Source organism: Saccharicrinis sp. 156, assembly GCF_050589685.1.
In the GTDB taxonomy this organism is placed as follows: Bacteria; Bacteroidota; Bacteroidia; order Bacteroidales; family Marinilabiliaceae; genus Saccharicrinis.
Genome location: NZ_JBNGOS010000037.1, coordinates 1 through 18,042, shown reverse-complemented (window position 1 = coordinate 18,042; position 18,042 = coordinate 1). Strand labels below are relative to the sequence as shown.

Genomic DNA, 18,042 nt, shown 5'->3' with positions numbered 1-18,042 from the left:
ATCCGCTAAATTAGCAAGCCCAGTTCTCGAAGTTTTCTAATTGCCATGTTATTCATATAATTACATTAAATAGTTATACTTAGCGATTAAGTAACTTTTTTGTTTAATATTTCAACTTCTTTTGGGTTGATAAAATAGGAAATAAATAAGGGCCATTACGTATAATGTCTTTTATCTTGTTGTCTAATAATCTAATTTGTATGGTACTTGACTTTGTTACCTGGACGGTAAAACCAGAAATATTCTCCTTAGGGCCAATATCTGTAAGGTATTACGGATTGTTTTTTGCCATTTCGTTTATGCTGGGTTACCAGCTGATGGAAAAAATGTTTAAATGGGAAAAAATTCCATTGCCCTGGTTGGAGAAATTATTCATGTATGTGGTGATAGCGACCATTCTGGGAGCCAGATTAGGTCATGTGTTTTTTTACGGTTGGGATTATTATTCGCAACATTTGGGAGAGATACTCATGGTGTGGAAAGGTGGTTTGGCCAGTCATGGTGGTGCCCTGGGAATTGTTATTGCTATCATCATCTATTCCAGAAAGATCACCAAAAAATCGCCTATTTGGACACTGGATCGTTTAGTTATACCCACAGCGCTGGCTGCGTTTTTTATTCGCATGGGTAATCTGATGAACTCCGAAATATATGGGCATCCAACGGATGTGCCCTGGGCTTTCAGGTTTGTGGAAAACTTTCATCAATGGCTGGCAGGAGCAGAGCCTGTATTTACACAACCCTCGCATCCCACACAAATTTATGAGGCCTTAACTTATCTAACATTGTTTGGCATAATTATGTGGATGTATTGGAAAACAGATGCCAAGGACCGTACCGGGTTGATTTTTGGTGTATTTCTGATCGGAACGTTTTTGTCACGTTTCTTTGTGGAGTTTGTGAAAAACGATCAGGAAAATTTTGAAGCCGATATGGCGTTAAATATGGGGCAGTGGTTAAGTATTCCGTTTGTATTGGCGGGCATCTACTTTATTGTTAAAGCAAAAAAAGTAGAAGTGCCTGTAAAGAAATAGAAGAAGATTCATATAGATATTGAAAGCCCCGTTGAACAATTGCTCAACGGGGCTTTCTGTGGTATGGTTGTAACATTATTAACCAAGATCGCTTATTGGAAATTTGAAATATTCCTTAGTGTCAGCAGACATCGGCCGTAAGGTAATCCCGGTGCGAAAAATCTTACATTGCTGTGTTAAGATTTTGTTAATCCAAATGGCCCTTAGATGAAGTCTAATGACAGTTTCGGGATTACTAAGGTGGTATGTGTAAAATCCTGTAAGCCTTATTTATGGAGCTCCGGACTTTTATCTATACTACAGGTTCGTCAGTTAGATATGCTGCATTTGTATTTTTTAACTCATACACCTATATCTCACCGCTCACCGTTCTTTGCTCTTGGCTATTTTTAACGTATGATCTAGTGATTGCTTTCCTCACCAGGAAGCTTTTTCATTTTTAATTTATCACCTGTTTCTTCCACAATCTTTTCATAGAATTCTTTACTGTAACCCGGGAATTCGGCATCATATGGATTGCCATGTTCGTTACGCAAGAAAACCCCGTTTTCCTCCTTATGCAGGTTTCCGTCCAGGTATTTCACCATCAGGAATTCATCCAGCTGTTTCCAGGCATCAAAGGTAATCTTACTCTGTACCAACGAATATTCGGTAATAAAGGCTTTGGCTTTTTGTGGATCGAGTTTGTTCAGATTAACTGCAGCCTGATCTATGACTGGGCCATAATCCTCAAACTTATCCTCCAATTTTTTTTGCACCTTTTTAATATCCCGGATCATATGGCTATATCGGCCATACGCCTGGTTCGAAACCCGGTTGAATATCCAAAACGCCGATGTTGAAGAATATTCGAGTAAATTCCCGTTGCCAACTGCAAAATTTTCCGGAATAGCGTTGATGCCGCAATAAATGGGCACATAAACCGAAGAGGCAGCATCGTCCACACCAAACCAAAGAATACCTCCGATGGCGTCAGGAAGCCAGTCGCGGAGTTGTGCAACAAATGAAAAACCTGTTTGCTGTGTAGCAATGGCTCTCTCGTTAAAGTATTCTTCGTCACCTACTTTCCATGTTAAAGGACGAAACCGGTATGGGCGTGCAAATGCACCGGCACCGGCATCTTTGGTCATATCCAATGAGGTGCCTTCGAAGTGGTCACGCATAATATTCTGAACATCGCGGTAGGAAATCTTTTTAGAAGGTTTGATCCACAATGGTAATCTTTCACCTTTACCTTCAGCTACGTAGCTTTCGTATTTTTCCATCTCGGGATTCATGATGCGGAAACCAGACCAAACACGGGCCTCACAAAAGCGAAGTGCACCAAAGTCAAGTGGGGCATAGGCATCGGCAAAACTGAAATCCTTCTTCTTTCCATCAAAATAACCTTGTTCTTTGGCAAACTCGATGACATCCTCTGAATACAAACAATTCTCTTCGTCGTTCAATGGGAATGTAGTGATACGGGCCTGGTTGGCATGACCGGAAACCATTCCGTCCGGAATGCGGCGGGCTACCCAAACAGCGCCTTTGTTACCAACTCCTTTACCAATCATCTCCATAATCCAAACCTCATTCTTGTCGGCTATCGAGAATGATTCGCCAGAACTGTAGTAGCCATATTCTGCTACAAGATCGGTCATGATTTTAATGGCCTCGCGTGCAGTTCTCGACCTTTGTAAGGCGATGTATATTAAACTGCCATAATCCATAATTCCTGTTGTGTCCTGTAATTCTTTCCTCCCACCGTAAGTGGTTTCGGCAATAGCTACCTGATTTTCGTTGATGTTACCAATAACCGTATAAGTTTTTTTGGCTTGCTTAATCTTACCTAAATATTTCCTGGTATCCCACTCGTACACATCTAACATAGCATCGTCAGGCCATGTTTGCCCCGGCCAATAATATAATTCTCCGTATAAAACATGAGAATCGGCCGCATATGTTATCATGGTTGAGTTGTCTGCGGAAGCGTTTTTGGTAATTAAAAAGTTGGTGCAGGCTGTGCTTAACTTTGGAAACAGCATGCCAACAGCCATCATTAACGAAAGTAAAACCTTTGTTTTGTACATAAATAATATTTTAAGTTGATTGAATTTACTGTGTTCAACGCAAAAATAGTTTTTTTTAGTGGATAGCCATATGACATTTGATGTGTAAAACACCCAGTCAGAAATTGTATTGGGTTGTTTTTTGAACCTTTAAAACTGAATTTTTAATAATTATTCTATTTCTAATAGGTAGTAAAATAATTGTGGTATGCGAAGGTGGTGCCAACCATGCTTTTACAAGGTTGAACCTAGCAATCGTCATCTGACCATGAGCCGGTTAATTGGGTCAGGTTATAAACCTGTTTGGTTTATGCTTGTTGTGGTTTGGTAGTAAAGGATATGGGATTGATGAATTTTACGCTCTTTTTACTTTTTTTTATCTTTAAACTTTGCTTTACTTAACCTACTTTTATATTTCTTCAGTTAGCTTAATTAACACGATCTATGGAAATATTGGAACGAAGAACTTATTTCTTACAATTGTTATCGGAACACATCCTAATCTCTTTCGGTGCTCTTGCTATGACTGCAGTTGTGGGGATCTCAATTGGCATATGGGTTTTCTATTCGGCTAAATCCCGGTCTTTTGTAATGCCCGTGGTCAATTTTCTATACACCATACCATCCATAGCTATGTTCGGGTTGTTGATACCATTGGTAGGTATCGGACTTAAAAATGCCGTGATCGTTTTGGTGTTATATGGATTGCTCCCTATGGTCAGGAATACCTTTACAGGACTGAACGAAGTCCGTTCCGATATCGTGGAGGCTGCCGAAGGAATGGGCGCTACCAGGTATCAGGTATTTAAAGATGTGTATTTCCCGTTGGCATTGCCGTCTATTCTTTCAGGATTGCGAATTACAACAGTTATGCTGGTAGCGCTAACAGGGTTGGCTGCTTTGATTGGAGCCGGCGGTCTTGGTCAGGCCATATTCAGAGGGCTGAACACCATGAACACACCAATGATTGTGGCTGGTTCGCTGCTGATATCGTTGTTTGCCATTTTAGGCGATAGGTTTGTTGGGGTTTTTGAAGGTACGGTGGTAAGAATGGTAAGTAAAAATGCTTCGAATAAGTTGAGGTTGAAAGTATATGTAAACCTGGGGCTTCTATTTATCGTGCTGGCAGCTGCGGTTACCAATACAAATTTTTTTTCGTCCCATAAAAACGGGACTATTACCGTTGCTTCGAAACCTACCGGCGAGCAATTCATTTTGGGTGAGATAATGGCGCAATTGATAGAAGAAAAAACGGACCTTCAGGTGATCCGAAAATTCGGAATAGGAGGCGGAACCACCAATATTCATCCAGCCATGTTAAACGGGGAAGTGGACATGTACGTGGAATATACGGGTACGGGTTGGATGAACGTATTGAAACAAAAACTACCACACAGCAATCAGGTGGACTTCGATTTAATACAAAAGATGTACAAAGAAAACTTTCGTTTAAAGTGGCTGGGTTTGCTGGGTTTTAATAACACTTATGCCCTGGCTATTCCCGATAGTTTAGCACAAAAGTTCAACATCAACAGCAATTCCGATTTGGCACGAAACAGCCGGCACTTCAAGTTTGGGGCCGAGTTCGATTTTTTCGAACGTCCGGATGGATACGAAGGCTTGGTAAATGTCTACGGTTTTCAATTTGCCTCTATCCACGAGATGGATATTAATTTGCGTTATAATGCCATTGTTGAGGGTAAGGTAAATGCCATTGATGCTTTTACCACCGACGCAAAAATCGAGGCTCAAAACCTGAGGGTATTGGATGATGATTTAAACTATTTTCCAAGCTACGAGGCAGGGATTATTGTTCGAAACGAATTATTGGAACAACATCCGGAACTGGAACCGTTATTAATGAAACTGAACGGACAGATAACCACGGAAGCCATGATGGAGATGAACTACAAGGTTGAAGTAGAAAAAGAGGATATCCAAAAAGTAGCCTCATATTTTATCCAACAGTTAAAAACAAATTAATGAGCCAGTCAAATATGATCCATTTCGATAAGGTTAATTTTTCATACGGTCAGGAAAAGGTACTGCACGAATTATCCTTTACGGTTGATCAAGGGGAGTTTATTTGTCTCACGGGAAAAAGCGGATGTGGTAAATCTACCCTGTTGCGATTGATCAATGGATTACTTCCCCGGCAAGATGGAGACATCAGCATATTGGGAATGCACATTAATCAGTGGGAAATACATGAACTTCGCAGAAAAATGGGTTATGTGCTGCAGGAAGGGGCGCTTTTTCCTCACTTAACGGCATATCAGAACATGTGTTATGTGATGAAAATAAACCAGTTTAGTGAAGAAGAGTGCGAAGAACGCATTAATGAACTTCTTCCGCTTGTTAACCTGGAACGTGATGTGTTGAATAAGTTTCCGGATACCCTAAGTGGCGGGCAGCGTCAAAGGGTTGGAATTGTTAGAGCAATTGCACACAATCCTGAGATAGTTCTGATGGACGAGCCTTTTTCTGCTTTGGATGCGGATACAAGGAAGAACTTGCAGGATCTGGTTAAAAATATTCATCAAAAATTAAACACTACTTTTGTTATGGTTACCCACGATGTCGATGAAGCGAAAAGACTGGCAACAAGAGCAATTCATATGTCGGAGGGTAAAATACAAACCCTGAGCTAGTGTCCTGTCAAGTGTAAGATGACGGTTAATTTTAAGCGAGTTTGTTTTTACTGGCATGGCAAAAAAAACATCGAATTGCAGCTTGGTGGACACAATATTTGAACGAAGTCAAAAAAGTAAAATAACAAATGCTTAGTTTTGCCAGATAAATTAAAACTATCGATTATGCTTTTCAAATTAGAAACCGAGAACTACAAATTCAACCAACATAAAAAGTGCGAGTTTTTCCCTTGCCATAAAACCAGCAACGAAGCTGAGTTTAATTGTCTGTTCTGTTACTGTCCCTTGTATATGCTAAAGGATCAGTGTGGGGGGAATTTTAAGTACACCAATAATGTGAAAGACTGCAGTGATTGTTTGGTGCCGCATTCGAAAAAAGCTTACGACCATGTAATGAGTAAAATGAGCCTGGTGACCAAGATAGGGAGCGAAAGAGAATAAAAACGAGTAATGCCGTTTGCTACTCAAAATGCGCCTTCAGGACTTTCAGCCCCAAAGTCGCTTTGTATATATAACTTAATTAATGGTTTAATTAACGGAGATGTGCCATATTACATCTCCGAAATGCCCTTTTGTTAAGGTAAAGGTTCATTCGAGGTAGGTATATCCATAAAGTCCGGATCGGTAATTAGAAAGAAATTCTTTTCCTTCAGTTAAGGATATTTTCCCGTTTTTCACCGATGATGTAACCCAGGTTTCTACCGCTCTCACCAATTTTTTAGGACTGTATTGCACATACTCTAAAACTTCGGCAACTGTTTCCCCATCAATGGTTTTGTTGATTTTGTAGCCATTTTTGTCTACTATAATATGAACCGCATTGGTATCTCCAAACAAATTATGTAGGTCGCCTAATATTTCCTGGTAGGCTCCCACTAAAAATACACCTATGTAATAAGACTCACCTTTTTTCACTGTATGAACGGGAAGGTGATGCGCTAAATTCCTTGTAGAGATAAAACTGTCAATCTTACCGTCGCTATCGCAAGTGATGTCTTGTAAGGTGGCATGCCGTGTTGGTTTTTCATTATGGCGATGAATGGGAATAATGGGGAATATTTGATCAATGGCCCACGAATCAGGTAATGACTGAAAAAGTGAAAAGTTACAAAAATACTTATCAGACAACAACTTGGGCAGACTGTTGAATTCATCCGGGATATGCTTTAAGTTCTGCGACATCTTATAAATACCGGAAGCAATGGACCAGAATAGTCTTTCCACCTGTGCTCTGGTTTTTAGGTCTAATAAACCCAGGCTAAAACGATCTAAAGCTTCCTCGCGAACAGATTGTGCATCGTGCCAAACTTCTAACATTTTGGTTTGATTTAAAATCTGCCAGGAGTGGTATAATTCTTTCACAAGCTCGTGATCATTCTCGTCAATTTCATTTTCTTCGGGCCAATGAGGCACAGAGGTTGACTCTAACACTTCAAATACCAACAATGAATGATGAGCCGTTAAAGAACGACCCGATTCGGTAATGATATTCGGGTGAGGAATTTTATTTTTGTTACTGGCATCCACCATGCACGAAATAGCGTCATCGACATATTCTTGAATTGAATAATTTACACTGCTTTCACTATTGGCAGATTTAGTACCATCGTAATCTACACCGAGCCCCCCACCAATATCTACAAAATCAACCTTAAACCCAAGGCTATGAATCTGCACATAAAATTGGGCTGCTTCGCGCAAGGCGATTTTTATGCGCCGTATTTTTGTTACCTGGCTACCTATATGAAAATGAACCAATCGCAGGCAGTCTTGCAGCCCGTTTGCGTTCATGAAGTCAAGGGCTTCAAGTAATTCGCTGGCTGTTAATCCAAATTTGCTCACATCGCCTCCCGAGCTTTCCCATTTGCCCGAACCCGAGCTTGACAGTTTAATGCGAATACCAATGTTAGGACGGATTTTTAAACGTTTTGCAATATCTGCAATGATTCGCAATTCATTCAGTTTTTCAACTACCAAAAATATATTCCGCCCCATCTTCTGCGCTAACAGTGCCAGTTCCACATAATCCTCATCCTTGTAGCCATTGCAAATAATTATGGAATCGCTATTTACGCTGGTGGCAATAACGGCATGTAATTCTGGTTTTGAGCCTGCTTCGAGCCCCACATTAAATTTGCGGCCGTGACTCACAATTTCTTCAACCACAGGTTGTGTTTGATTTACCTTGATGGGGTACACCACGAAATTATCGCCAGTGAAATCGAACGCTTTTCTCGCATTCTCAAAACAGTTGGTCATTTTTAAAATACGATTGTCCAAAATATCCGGAAAACGAAGTAACACCGGAGCATTTACATCTCGCAGTTGTAACTCGTCAATCACCTCTTTTAAATCCACCTTAACACCATCCTTATTTGGGCAAACAGTTACGTTTCCTTTATCATTGATAGAAAAATAATTAATTCCCCATCCTTCTATATTGTATAACTCTTTCGAGTCTTCAACGGTCCACTTTCTCATCCTAAAATACAGTCAAACAACAAAAATACTATTTATAAATCAAGCTTAATATCTGATATATGAGTTTGGCAGCCAAAAAATCGGGTGCTTTGTTTTTCTCATTAGGACATAGTTCTACTATGTCGAACCCTACAATATTAAACCCTTCGGCTACTGTTTTTACCATCGATAGCACATCGTAATATAATAATCCATCTGGCTCAGGGGTACCTGTAGATGGCATTATTGAAGGGTCGAAAACATCTAAGTCGATGGTAATATACACATTTTTAGACATTTGCTTTAAAACGTCTTTTTGCCAATTCTTATTCTTTCGCAATTGATGTCGAAAAAACATTTTTTCTGCATCAACATAAATGCTTTCATCTTCGCACATGCTTCTAATGCCTACCTGAACTATCGGAGCTACTTCTTTTGCTTTGTACATGGCGCAGGCATGGTTGTATGCCGAACCTTCGTAGGATTTTCGTAAATCGGCGTGGGCGTCGAACTGTAAAATAGTAACATCCTTATAGTGGTTGGCGATAGCATTAAATGCTCCAATACTTACAGAGTGTTCTCCACCAACCAAAACAGGAAATTTGCCATCGTTTAAGATTTTGGTTATGGCGTGCTCAACAGACAAACTCATATCTTCCGGAGTACCATTATTGGTAACGGCAGGCATGGTGAAAATACCTTTCTTTGAAACGTCGGTCATGGTTTCTATATCCAGCATTTCAAGGGTTCCTGAAGCTTCAATTATGGCTTCAGGCCCTTTGTCGGCACCTTTTATCCAGGTGCTTGTACCATCGTAAGGGACAGGCAATAGCGCAATTGCTGCTTTTTTGTAATCTAAACAATAACCATCTTCGCCACAAAAATATTTGGTGTAATCCATGATAAAAATTTAACTCAAACGGTTTTTATAATCCTCGTACGAAAAATGTTTTACCGCTCGGCATTTCTCAGTTTCTTCATTGTAAATATAAATTGATGGTAAACGAACACCATTAAAAGTGTTGTTTTTTACCATAGTATAATGGGCCATATCTCCAAATATTAAACGGTCACCCAAGGTTAGCGGACGGTCAAAGCTATAATCCCCTATCACATCTCCGGCCAGGCATGTGACTCCTCCCAATCGGTAGGTATGTTCTTTTATATGAGCTTCTTCTGCATTTAATACGTAAGGACGATAAGGCATCTCCAGTACGTCTGGCATATGGGCCGTTGCCGAGGTGTCCAGAATAGCAATATTCGTCTCGTTATATATAACGTCTTCAACTGTGGAAACCAATACCCCGGTATTTAAAGCAATGGCTTCTCCTGGTTCTAGGTAAACTTCAAGCTTATGTTTCGATTTGAATGCTTTGATGATTCTTATTAATCTTTCCAGGTCATAATCCGACCTGGTAATATGATGACCTCCGCCAAAATTAATCCATGACAAACGCTTGAATAAAAAACCAAATTTTTCTACTACTACGGCTAATGTTCTTTCCAGTGCATCGGCATTTAATTCGCATAGATTATGAAAATGCAAGCCTGTTATCCCATCAATATCGTCGATATGGTTCAATAGGTTTTTCAGGGTGGTGCCCAGACGACTATATTTACCGCTAGGGTCGTAAATAGGTGTATCTGTTTCTGAATGCTCCGGATTAACACGAATGGCGGTTTGGATATTCGGATATGCAGTCAATAGGGGTTTGAAGCGTTTGAATTGACCTGGACTGTTAAATACTATGTGGTTGGCAAGTTTAACATGTTCTTCCATATCCTTATCGGAAAAGGCAGGCGCATACACATGCAATTCGCCACCGTACATCTCATGTCCCAGTTTCGCCTCACTCACTGAACTGGCAGAAGTTCCGGGCAAATATTTTCGAACCAAGGGAGCCAGGCTCCACATGGCAAACCCTTTAAAGGCTAACAGAATTTTACATTCAGCTTTTTCCTGTACGTATTTTAACAACTGGAGATTACGCTCCAGTTGTGTTTCGTTTACTACGTAACAGGGTGTTTGTAAATCTGCTAACTCATTTTTAGCGAAATTTATTCCACCGAATTGCTCCATTCCTCAACATGCCAGGGTAAACCATATTTATTTAAATCCTCCATAAAAAGATCAGGATCAAGTTGCTCCATATTAAACACACCTTGTTTTTTCCAATGACCTTCTAGTATCATTTTGGCACCAATCATGGCAGGCACACCAGTAGTGTATGATACAGCTTGCGAACCAACTTCTTTGTAGGTTTGGGCATGGTCGCAAATATTGTAAATAAATTTGCGAACATTCTTGCCATCTTTGATGCCTTCGATAACACAACCTATGGATGTTTTTCCGGTATAGTTAGCTGCTAAACTGCCAGGGTCGGGCAACAGTGTTTTTAAGAATTCCAAAGGAACTACTTTCTGTCCTTTGTAATCGACCTCGTCAATACGATCAAACCCAAGGTTCTGTATAACACGTAAATGCGTCAAGTACTCCTCGCCAAAGGTCATCCAAAAACGAATGCGTTTTAATCCCTTTATATTCTGACATAACGACTCCATTTCTTCGTGGTACATCAAGTACATTTTGCGTGTACCTACACCCGGGAACTCAAAATCCTGATTAACAGAAAGTGGATCTGTGCTTTTCCATTCTCCCTCCTGCCAATAACGGCCCCGTGCAGTTATCTCTCGAATATTTATTTCAGGATTAAAGTTGGTTGCGAATGCCTTGCCGTGATCACCTCCGTTACAGTCTACAATATCTATGTGGTGAATTTCATCGAATAAGTGTTTTTGAGCATAAGCACAAAACATGTTGGTAACACCTGGATCAAAACCGCTTCCTAGTAAAGCCATTAAGCCGGCTTCTTTAAATTTATCCTGATAGGCCCATTGCCATTTGTATTCAAACTTGGCTTCATCCTTAGGTTCATAGTTAGCTGTATCAAGATAGTGCACGCCGGTTTCTAAACAAGCATCCATAATAACTAGGTCTTGATAAGGTAATGCTACATTTATAACCAACTGCGGGTTGTGTTTTCGAATCAACGCAATCGTATCTTCTGTTCGATCTGCATCTAGGGCTTCAGTGATAATTTCCTTTCCCAATTTGTCTTTTACAGATTTTGCGATAACATCGCATTTGCTTTTGGTACGGGAAGCCAAAATTATTTCTCCAAATACCTCAGGAAGAGCGGCACATTTGTGTACCACAACATTACTAACTCCTCCAGCTCCAATAATGAGAACCTTGTTCATTTTTTTTTAGTTATAAAAAGTAAAAGATAGAGCAGATTACGCTTTAGTCCTACTCACGAAAAACACTTGTAATTAGCATGTTTTCAGAAATGTATGTGTTGTTTTAGATTCTGAAAAAAATGCTGACAAATGTACTAAATTTTGTGATTGAAAAAACAATAAGGAAAAAAACTTTTGCCGACAGTACGCAGGACTACATTAATTTTAAAAAAGAGAAAGCTAAGTATTGGTTATAAATTGCCGATTTGCCGGTTAGCAAGATAGCCTTTGAAACCAGGGTTATCGCTCCGTTGATTACAAATAATATGGGAGCTTCTCATCTATCTTTGGATGGAGAGCCTTGCATACCAATATTTCATAATTACGACCTTTCATCTATTATAATTAGTGATTTGTTAGTAGTGTGTTCAATAAATTTCGTTGAGAAATTCAAAGCCTAATAATTGATGGGATTTAATGAAATCGATACATTCCGGCATTTGTGGTTTTTTTCAACAGCACGGTATAGCAGTAAAAGGCCTGGCGTAGTAGGAAAAAAACTTACTTGTAAGATAGAAATAGTGCATCCAATCATGTCTGTTTTATACGAGTGAATAATACTCATGAATCTTTATGGATTGTAGTAGCAGGAGATTCTTGGAATGTGAAACAAAACCAATGTTCTAATTAAGCTTTATTATCTCTTGGTATATAACTGTGCCTCATTAACAATTAAGGGCACACTTCAAATAAGTCTTACATCAGCCGCTTACATCATCCGTTTTTAAGGGTTTTTAGCCATGCGGATTATCCTACTAAAATCTCACATTGGGAAATAAGTTCAATAATGGCGCATTTGTGCAATTGAATGATACAGGTTTATTATTCAGACTTCTTTCCATCGCATAATTTTAACATTATTCAACAAACCTTAACAAGGTTAAGAAACTGGTTGAATAGGTCTGGCAATATCCTTCAGTTAAGGTTGGATTCTGATCTTGTGTATTATGTTATTGTAAATAAATCTTAATTAATGACTTACTAAATTTTAATTACATGAAAAAAAACCGAAAGAATGTAAAAATTCTGAACCTTTTAAATACCCAGTATTTAAAAATAGCAAGTTTAACTTGCCTTGGGCTCTTTATGGGTTTAGGAACGCTAGTGGCAAAGAATGGGTTGCATAATATAGGAGCTGCAACTGAAATGCAGCAAACTAAAGACCATACTGTTACGGGAGTGGTAACAGATGAAACAGGAAGCCCACTTCCCGGTGTAACTATTATAGTGAAAGGAACAACCATGGGTATCATAACAGATATGGATGGTAAATATTCTTTAACAAACCTAAATGGTACAGAAACCTTAGTGTTTTCGTTTGTAGGTATGCTTTCCGAAGAAGTAGCCATCGAGAACAAAACAATCATTAATATCCAATTGATTCCTGATGCGATTGGTATCGAAGAGGTAGTTGCTATTGGATATGGTGTGCAAAAAAAGCGAGATGTTTCTTCCGCAATTGCTTCTGTTGATGCAGAGGTATTTAAGGATAGACCTGTAGCTAACTTTGCGCAAGGGATAAGTGGTAGTGTAGCGGGAGTTTCTGTATCACAAACCAATGGTGCTCCCGGTGGAGGTAGTAATATTGTTATTCGTGGTCTTTCTTCTGTAAATGCATCCAATGCCCCTTTGTATGTGCTAGATGGACAACCTTTGCCTGCTGGATTTAGTGCTTCGGAATCGCCAATTAACTTTATTAACCCGGATGATATTCAATCGATAGAGATTTTAAAGGATGCGGCCTCAAGTGCTATTTATGGTACGCGTGCAGCTAATGGTGTTGTTTTAATTACTACCAAATCGGGGAAAAAAGGTAAAACTAAAGTCAGTGTTTCTTTAAAACGAGGCGTTCAAGAAGTACTACGCAAGTATGATGCATTAAATCGTGATGACTTTTTACAGTATTACGAAGATTCCAGAGCAAATGCCTATCTGGTGGAAGATCCAAATTTAGGTTCTGATGATCCAAACGCACCATTATGGTCACGTTTAGACTCTGATGAAACACGAATTGCCAATTGGATGGAGTATTCTCGTCATGCATCAGCTATGCAAAGCCCTACAAGTAAGCACTACAGATGGATTACAGTATCAGACGAGTTAAAAGATATGCCCTATGATACCGATTGGCAAGATGAGTTCTTTGGAACAGGTAGCGTAACGGATGCGCAAATTTCTTTTTCCGGCGGTACTGATAATTTAACATATTACGTTTCGGGAGGTATATACTTAAATGATGGTATGATAAAAAGTACCGGGTATGATCGGTATGGATTCCGTTCTAAGATCGAACAGAAAGTAAACAACTGGTTGACGATTGGACTGAACCTTGCTCCAACTATTGAAAAAACCGATGTGCTTCACAATTCAACATCAACCAGTGGATCGAACAACCCTCTTCTTGTAGCTGCACAACTTGCTCCCATTTTTCCTACGCATAACGAAGATGGTACTTTCTACCGCACAGGCATGGAGCTAAACAGCCCATGGGACTGGAACGTCGCGTTTTTGGCCAACCCATTAACCTTTGCGGATGTAACGGATCAACGTAAGACGGCACGATTAAATTCTAAGTTTTATACCGATATTACCTTGATGAAAGATTTGGTTTGGAAATCATCTTTCAATCATAATCTTAACTATAGAGAACGTAATTTCTACTTGCCAAGCTTTGTGCCAACAAGTAGTAAAAAAACGCAGCCTAACGAGGGAAGATTCGAGTATAGTAGTAGCCAATACTGGGATGTGCAGTCTTTTTTAACTTATAAAAAAAACATTGGAAACCACTCCATTTCAGCTATGGCCGGTTTCTCTATGGAAGAGTCGAGTTACAACTCGGCTTACATCAGAAAGTATGAGTTTGCACAAGATATCATTAATACCCTTAACCAGGGTACATTAGTGAAGGATATGCAAAATGATGCAAGAACAAATAAAAACAGTCAGAGTATGATTGGTTCGTTTGCTCGTGCAAGTTATAACTATGCAAGTAAATATTACTTAACCGCCTCTGTTCGTAGAGATGGTTCTTCTAAATTTGGGCTTGAAAAAAAATGGGCGGTATTTCCATCTTTTTCAGTAGCATGGCGTATTTCTGACGAAAGCTTCTTTAGCCCTCTTAACGCTTTTGTGGGTGATATGAAACTTCGTGCAGGTTGGGGTAAAATTGGTAACTCCGGTATTACTAACTATTTAGCAATAGCAGACCTGGGAAGTGCTACATATCCCTTTGGAGCAGGATCTGATGCTACAACAGGATATTATAATAGTAAAATTCCTAACCCAACATTAGGTTGGGAAACAACTAAAGATTTAAGTTTTGGAGTAGATTTATCCTTATTTGATAGCCGCATTAGTGTCTCTGCGGATTATTTTGAAAGAGATACTGAAGATATGTTGTTCAACCGACCTTTACCTTTAATAACAGGACATAGCAGCGTTATGCAGAATTTAGGTAGCATGACAAATAAAGGATTTGAGTATCTGCTAACCACCCGTAATTTTGAAGGTGAATTTACTTGGACTACTACAGCCACACTTTCTTATTATAGAAATATGGTTACAAATATCGGTTCCGATAAACGTCCTATTGTTAATAATTCAGGTTATACAACAGAAGGTCGTCCACTAGCCGGCCTTTGGGGGGTTCATTCTTTAGGCGCTTACAGCGATTGGGAAGACGTGAAGACAAATCCTATTTATGGCTCAACAAAAACTAATTGGGCTAACCGTTCACAACCGGGTTCACCAAAGAGTGCAGATGTTAACGGTGATGGAATATTGGATGATTCTGATAAAACCGTATTAGGTAATGCAACACCCGATTTTATTTGGGGTTTATCTAATATCTTTTCATATAAAGGTTTTGATATGTCATTTAAGCTTACAGGTCGCCAGGGTGGAGAAAAAATGATGACACAAGATTACAACTTTTTCTTATTCCGCGGGCAAGGACGATCGAACACTACCTATGATTATTTTAACAATTATTGGACAGAAGATAACCCTAACGCTAAATATCCTGCACCAAACCGTAAGTCATATGATTCAAATACCAGGAATCTTACAGGAGGCTTATTGTTTGATGCAAGTTATATACTTTGTGAAAATATTGCCTTAGGTTACACCCTTCCGGGTAAAATAACAAAAAAGGCTTCAATTTCACGTGCCCGCATTTATGTAAACCTGGATAATGCGTTTTTAGTTTCCGATTACCCTGGATATAACCCAATGGGTAACTATAAAGGTGACTCTGCCCTTTCGCAAGGTGTAGATAGAACAGGTGATTATCCTTTGCCAAGAACCTTAACTTTTGGTATTAATCTTGACTTTTAAATCGAAATACTATGTATAAAAATAAAATAAATATATTGATATTATTGTTCACAGTGTTGCTTTTTGGATGCGATGACTTTTTGGACAAGCAACCGGAAGACAAATTGTCGCCTGATGTATACTATAATAATGTGGATGAGTTAAAGACCGGATTAGCTGGTTGTTATAAAGTGCTTCAGGAGGTTTATGATTATGATGGTGGTATGTATGAAAATATAGAAATGGCATCAGACGATGGAAAAGACCGTTATATGGTTGATGCAATTCATACCTTTAAGAAAACCAACGCGAATTCAGCTTCCAGAGTATGGCAGGATAACTATTTAATGATTTACCGTTGTAACGTTTTGCTCGGTATCTTGGATAGTTATATTAGCGAAGATAATGCCGAAATATTAGAAGTTGATGCCATGAAAGGGGAGTGTTACTTTTTACGTGGACTTGCCTATATGAATTTGGTTCGAACCTATGGAGATGTTCCAAAGGTAGTTAGTGTTTTTGGAGACCCTTCCGATGCATTTGGTATTGGTCGAACCCAGGTTTCAGAGATTTACAGTGATGTAATTATCCCGGATTTCACAAAGGCTGTAGCAATGTGTTTTGAAAAAGGTGCCAGTCAGCTTAGTGGTGAAGAAGCGCGTGCCCATAAAGGAAGTGCGTTGATGGGGTTGGCCAAAGCACAAATGGAAATTCGGGACTATTCTGCAGCGGAAGCTACCTTAAAAAGAATGATTGTGGATAAGGAGGTTGGGGAGTATGGTTTAATGGATAACTTAACCGAAGTATTTGACCCAGCTAATAAGTTCGGTAAAGAATCACTTTTTGAGGTGAACTTTAATGTCGCGGCAGGCCAACCTTCATGGTATTTTAGAAACATGACCAATGATATATCTTACGTAATAGGTACAACATATACCAATGTTTTTATGGTAACACACGACTATCTTCAAGAACTTCATGATGCGGGAGATTTTGAACGTTTAGACTTATCTGTTGATTCCGGTTATGTTGAAGGAGCTACTCCTGAATATCAGGCGTTTCCTAAAAAGATGGCTCCGGATAGAGCTGGAAGGGTTGCTGTAAAAGATTTAGGCACAGATTACAACTTTATTGTTTTCCGCTATGCTGATGCGTTGTTAATGTATGCAGAATGTTTAATGAACAACGGTAAAACAAGTGATGCTATTCCTTATGTAAATATGGTAAGGGAAAGATCAAATGCCACACCTCTGGCCGCTGATTTTAATCTGGATATTTATAGGATTTTACATGAAAGAAGGGCAGAGCTTGCTTTTGAGTGCCATCGATTCTGGGACTTAAAACGTACGGGGAAAGCTGTTGAAATTATTTCGGAAGCACTAATGACTGTTACAGGTGAAGATTATGGACAAGAAGATCAACCCATCGAACCTTACCAGTTGCTATTTCCAATTCCTACAGCAGAAATTCAAAAGGACCAAACGCTTCCGCAAAACGCAGGCTATTAATAAGGTAATAATATAATATTATGAAAATGAAACAATTTAGAATTATATCTATGATACTACTTCTGTTTTCGGTGGTATTTGTATCATGTTTAAAGGAGGATATACCTACACCTAAAGTGAATGGCGTAAAGTTTTATATCCTTAATGAAAAGAGTAAATACGAAGAGGTAACTAACCCGGTAAGTGGTGTAAGATATACGGTTGCCGTTGATAGTGATGCTGACATTATTGTGTTTTGGCCCGGATCAGAACGAGAGGTAATGAAAATGGTTGATAATGTGACCGACTCTATAGATATTAATGGCAATCAGGTATTGACGAAAAGTAATTACTACAGTGACTATGGTTTGCTACGAGCAAAAGGCATAAAAACTAGTTTAAATGAAGAAATTGGTTGGAATGCATTGTATACCTATCCGGAATCCGGTACGTTTACAATGACAGTGGTTGCCACCAATCATGGTTATGATTCTTACGAATTTGATCAGAGAACATTCCCATTTGACATTACCATTGAGTAATCAAAGGGAGATTTGAATGATAAAAGGGCTGTCTTAAAAAGTACTAGTGAGACAGCCCTTATTTTTTATCAAAAAAAATAGGGGACAAACCAAAGAATTGGATGGTTTAGTAAGTTAAATCCGGATTATGCATTAGAAAATCTATTACACATTGAAATTGTTTCAAAACAAGACACTCCGCTGCTTCACTTCAACTCACCATA

The 18,042-nt window shown here is 39.1% G+C and carries 12 protein-coding genes; 7 read left to right on the top strand and 5 right to left on the bottom strand.

All coding sequences use genetic code 11. The annotated features are described in order from the left end of the window. Nucleotides 1–200: 200 nt before the first annotated feature. On the top strand, nt 201–1,034 hold the full coding sequence (gene lgt, locus ACRD64_RS19910; RefSeq protein WP_430935320.1) for a prolipoprotein diacylglyceryl transferase: 834 nt from the start codon (nt 201–203) through the stop codon (nt 1,032–1,034). A gap of 401 nt (nt 1,035–1,435) precedes the next feature. On the opposite strand, the gene ACRD64_RS19905 is transcribed toward lgt, so the two are convergent. Continuing rightward, nucleotides 1,436–3,106, bottom strand: coding sequence for a dipeptidase (locus ACRD64_RS19905; protein ID WP_430935318.1), 1,671 nt, complete (start codon nt 3,104–3,106; stop codon nt 1,436–1,438). A 423-nt stretch (nt 3,107–3,529) separates the two neighbouring features. Between ACRD64_RS19905 and ACRD64_RS19900 the strand changes: the two genes are divergently transcribed. The 3 genes from ACRD64_RS19900 (at nt 3,530) to ACRD64_RS19890 (ending at nt 6,177) form a co-directional block, all read left to right on the top strand. Continuing rightward, a complete protein-coding gene (locus ACRD64_RS19900) occupies nt 3,530–5,068 on the top strand; it encodes an ABC transporter permease/substrate-binding protein (protein WP_430935316.1) in 1,539 nt (512 codons plus the stop codon). After that, nucleotides 5,068–5,736: an ATP-binding cassette domain-containing protein gene (locus ACRD64_RS19895; protein WP_430935314.1), complete on the top strand. Its 669-nt coding sequence runs from the start codon at nt 5,068–5,070 to the stop codon at nt 5,734–5,736. Before ACRD64_RS19900 ends, ACRD64_RS19895 begins: the two co-directional genes overlap by 1 nt. A gap of 165 nt (nt 5,737–5,901) precedes the next feature. Continuing rightward, the gene (locus ACRD64_RS19890; protein ID WP_430935312.1) at nt 5,902–6,177 is read left to right on the top strand and encodes a cysteine-rich small domain-containing protein; all 276 of its coding nucleotides are present in this window, start codon (nt 5,902–5,904) and stop codon (nt 6,175–6,177) included. A gap of 147 nt (nt 6,178–6,324) precedes the next feature. On the opposite strand, the gene speA is transcribed toward ACRD64_RS19890, so the two are convergent. The 4 genes from speA to ACRD64_RS19870 are packed head-to-tail and all read right to left on the bottom strand — an operon-like array spanning nt 6,325 to nt 11,457. After that, on the bottom strand, nt 6,325–8,217 hold the full coding sequence (speA, locus tag ACRD64_RS19885) for a biosynthetic arginine decarboxylase (protein WP_430935310.1): 1,893 nt from the start codon (nt 8,215–8,217) through the stop codon (nt 6,325–6,327). Nucleotides 8,218–8,245: 28 nt separating this feature from the next. Then, a complete protein-coding gene (gene speB / locus ACRD64_RS19880; protein ID WP_430935308.1) occupies nt 8,246–9,097 on the bottom strand; it encodes an agmatinase in 852 nt (283 codons plus the stop codon). Nucleotides 9,098–9,106: 9 nt separating this feature from the next. Next, entirely contained in the window at nt 9,107–10,276 is a 1,170-nt protein-coding gene (nspC, locus tag ACRD64_RS19875; protein WP_430935306.1) for a carboxynorspermidine decarboxylase, read from the bottom strand. Beyond that, complete coding sequence (locus ACRD64_RS19870; RefSeq protein ID WP_430935304.1) at nt 10,255–11,457, bottom strand: saccharopine dehydrogenase family protein; 1,203 nt, start codon at nt 11,455–11,457, stop codon at nt 10,255–10,257. Before ACRD64_RS19870 ends, nspC begins: the two co-directional genes overlap by 22 nt. 1,035 nt (nt 11,458–12,492) lie before the next feature. On the opposite strand from ACRD64_RS19870, the gene ACRD64_RS19865 reads away from it, so the two are divergent. From ACRD64_RS19865 to ACRD64_RS19855, 3 genes are read left to right on the top strand one after another with little or no spacing between them, the layout of a single operon-like run. After that, on the top strand, nt 12,493–15,831 hold the full coding sequence (locus tag ACRD64_RS19865; protein ID WP_430935302.1) for a SusC/RagA family TonB-linked outer membrane protein: 3,339 nt from the start codon (nt 12,493–12,495) through the stop codon (nt 15,829–15,831). Between the two features lie 11 nt (nt 15,832–15,842). Next, nucleotides 15,843–17,318: a RagB/SusD family nutrient uptake outer membrane protein gene (locus ACRD64_RS19860; RefSeq protein WP_430935300.1), complete on the top strand. Its 1,476-nt coding sequence runs from the start codon at nt 15,843–15,845 to the stop codon at nt 17,316–17,318. Between the two features lie 26 nt (nt 17,319–17,344). Then, nucleotides 17,345–17,839 carry a hypothetical protein gene (locus tag ACRD64_RS19855; protein WP_430935298.1) on the top strand — a complete coding sequence of 165 codons (495 nt, stop codon included), beginning with the start codon at nt 17,345–17,347 and terminating at the stop codon, nt 17,837–17,839. Nucleotides 17,840–18,042: the final 203 nt, after the last annotated feature.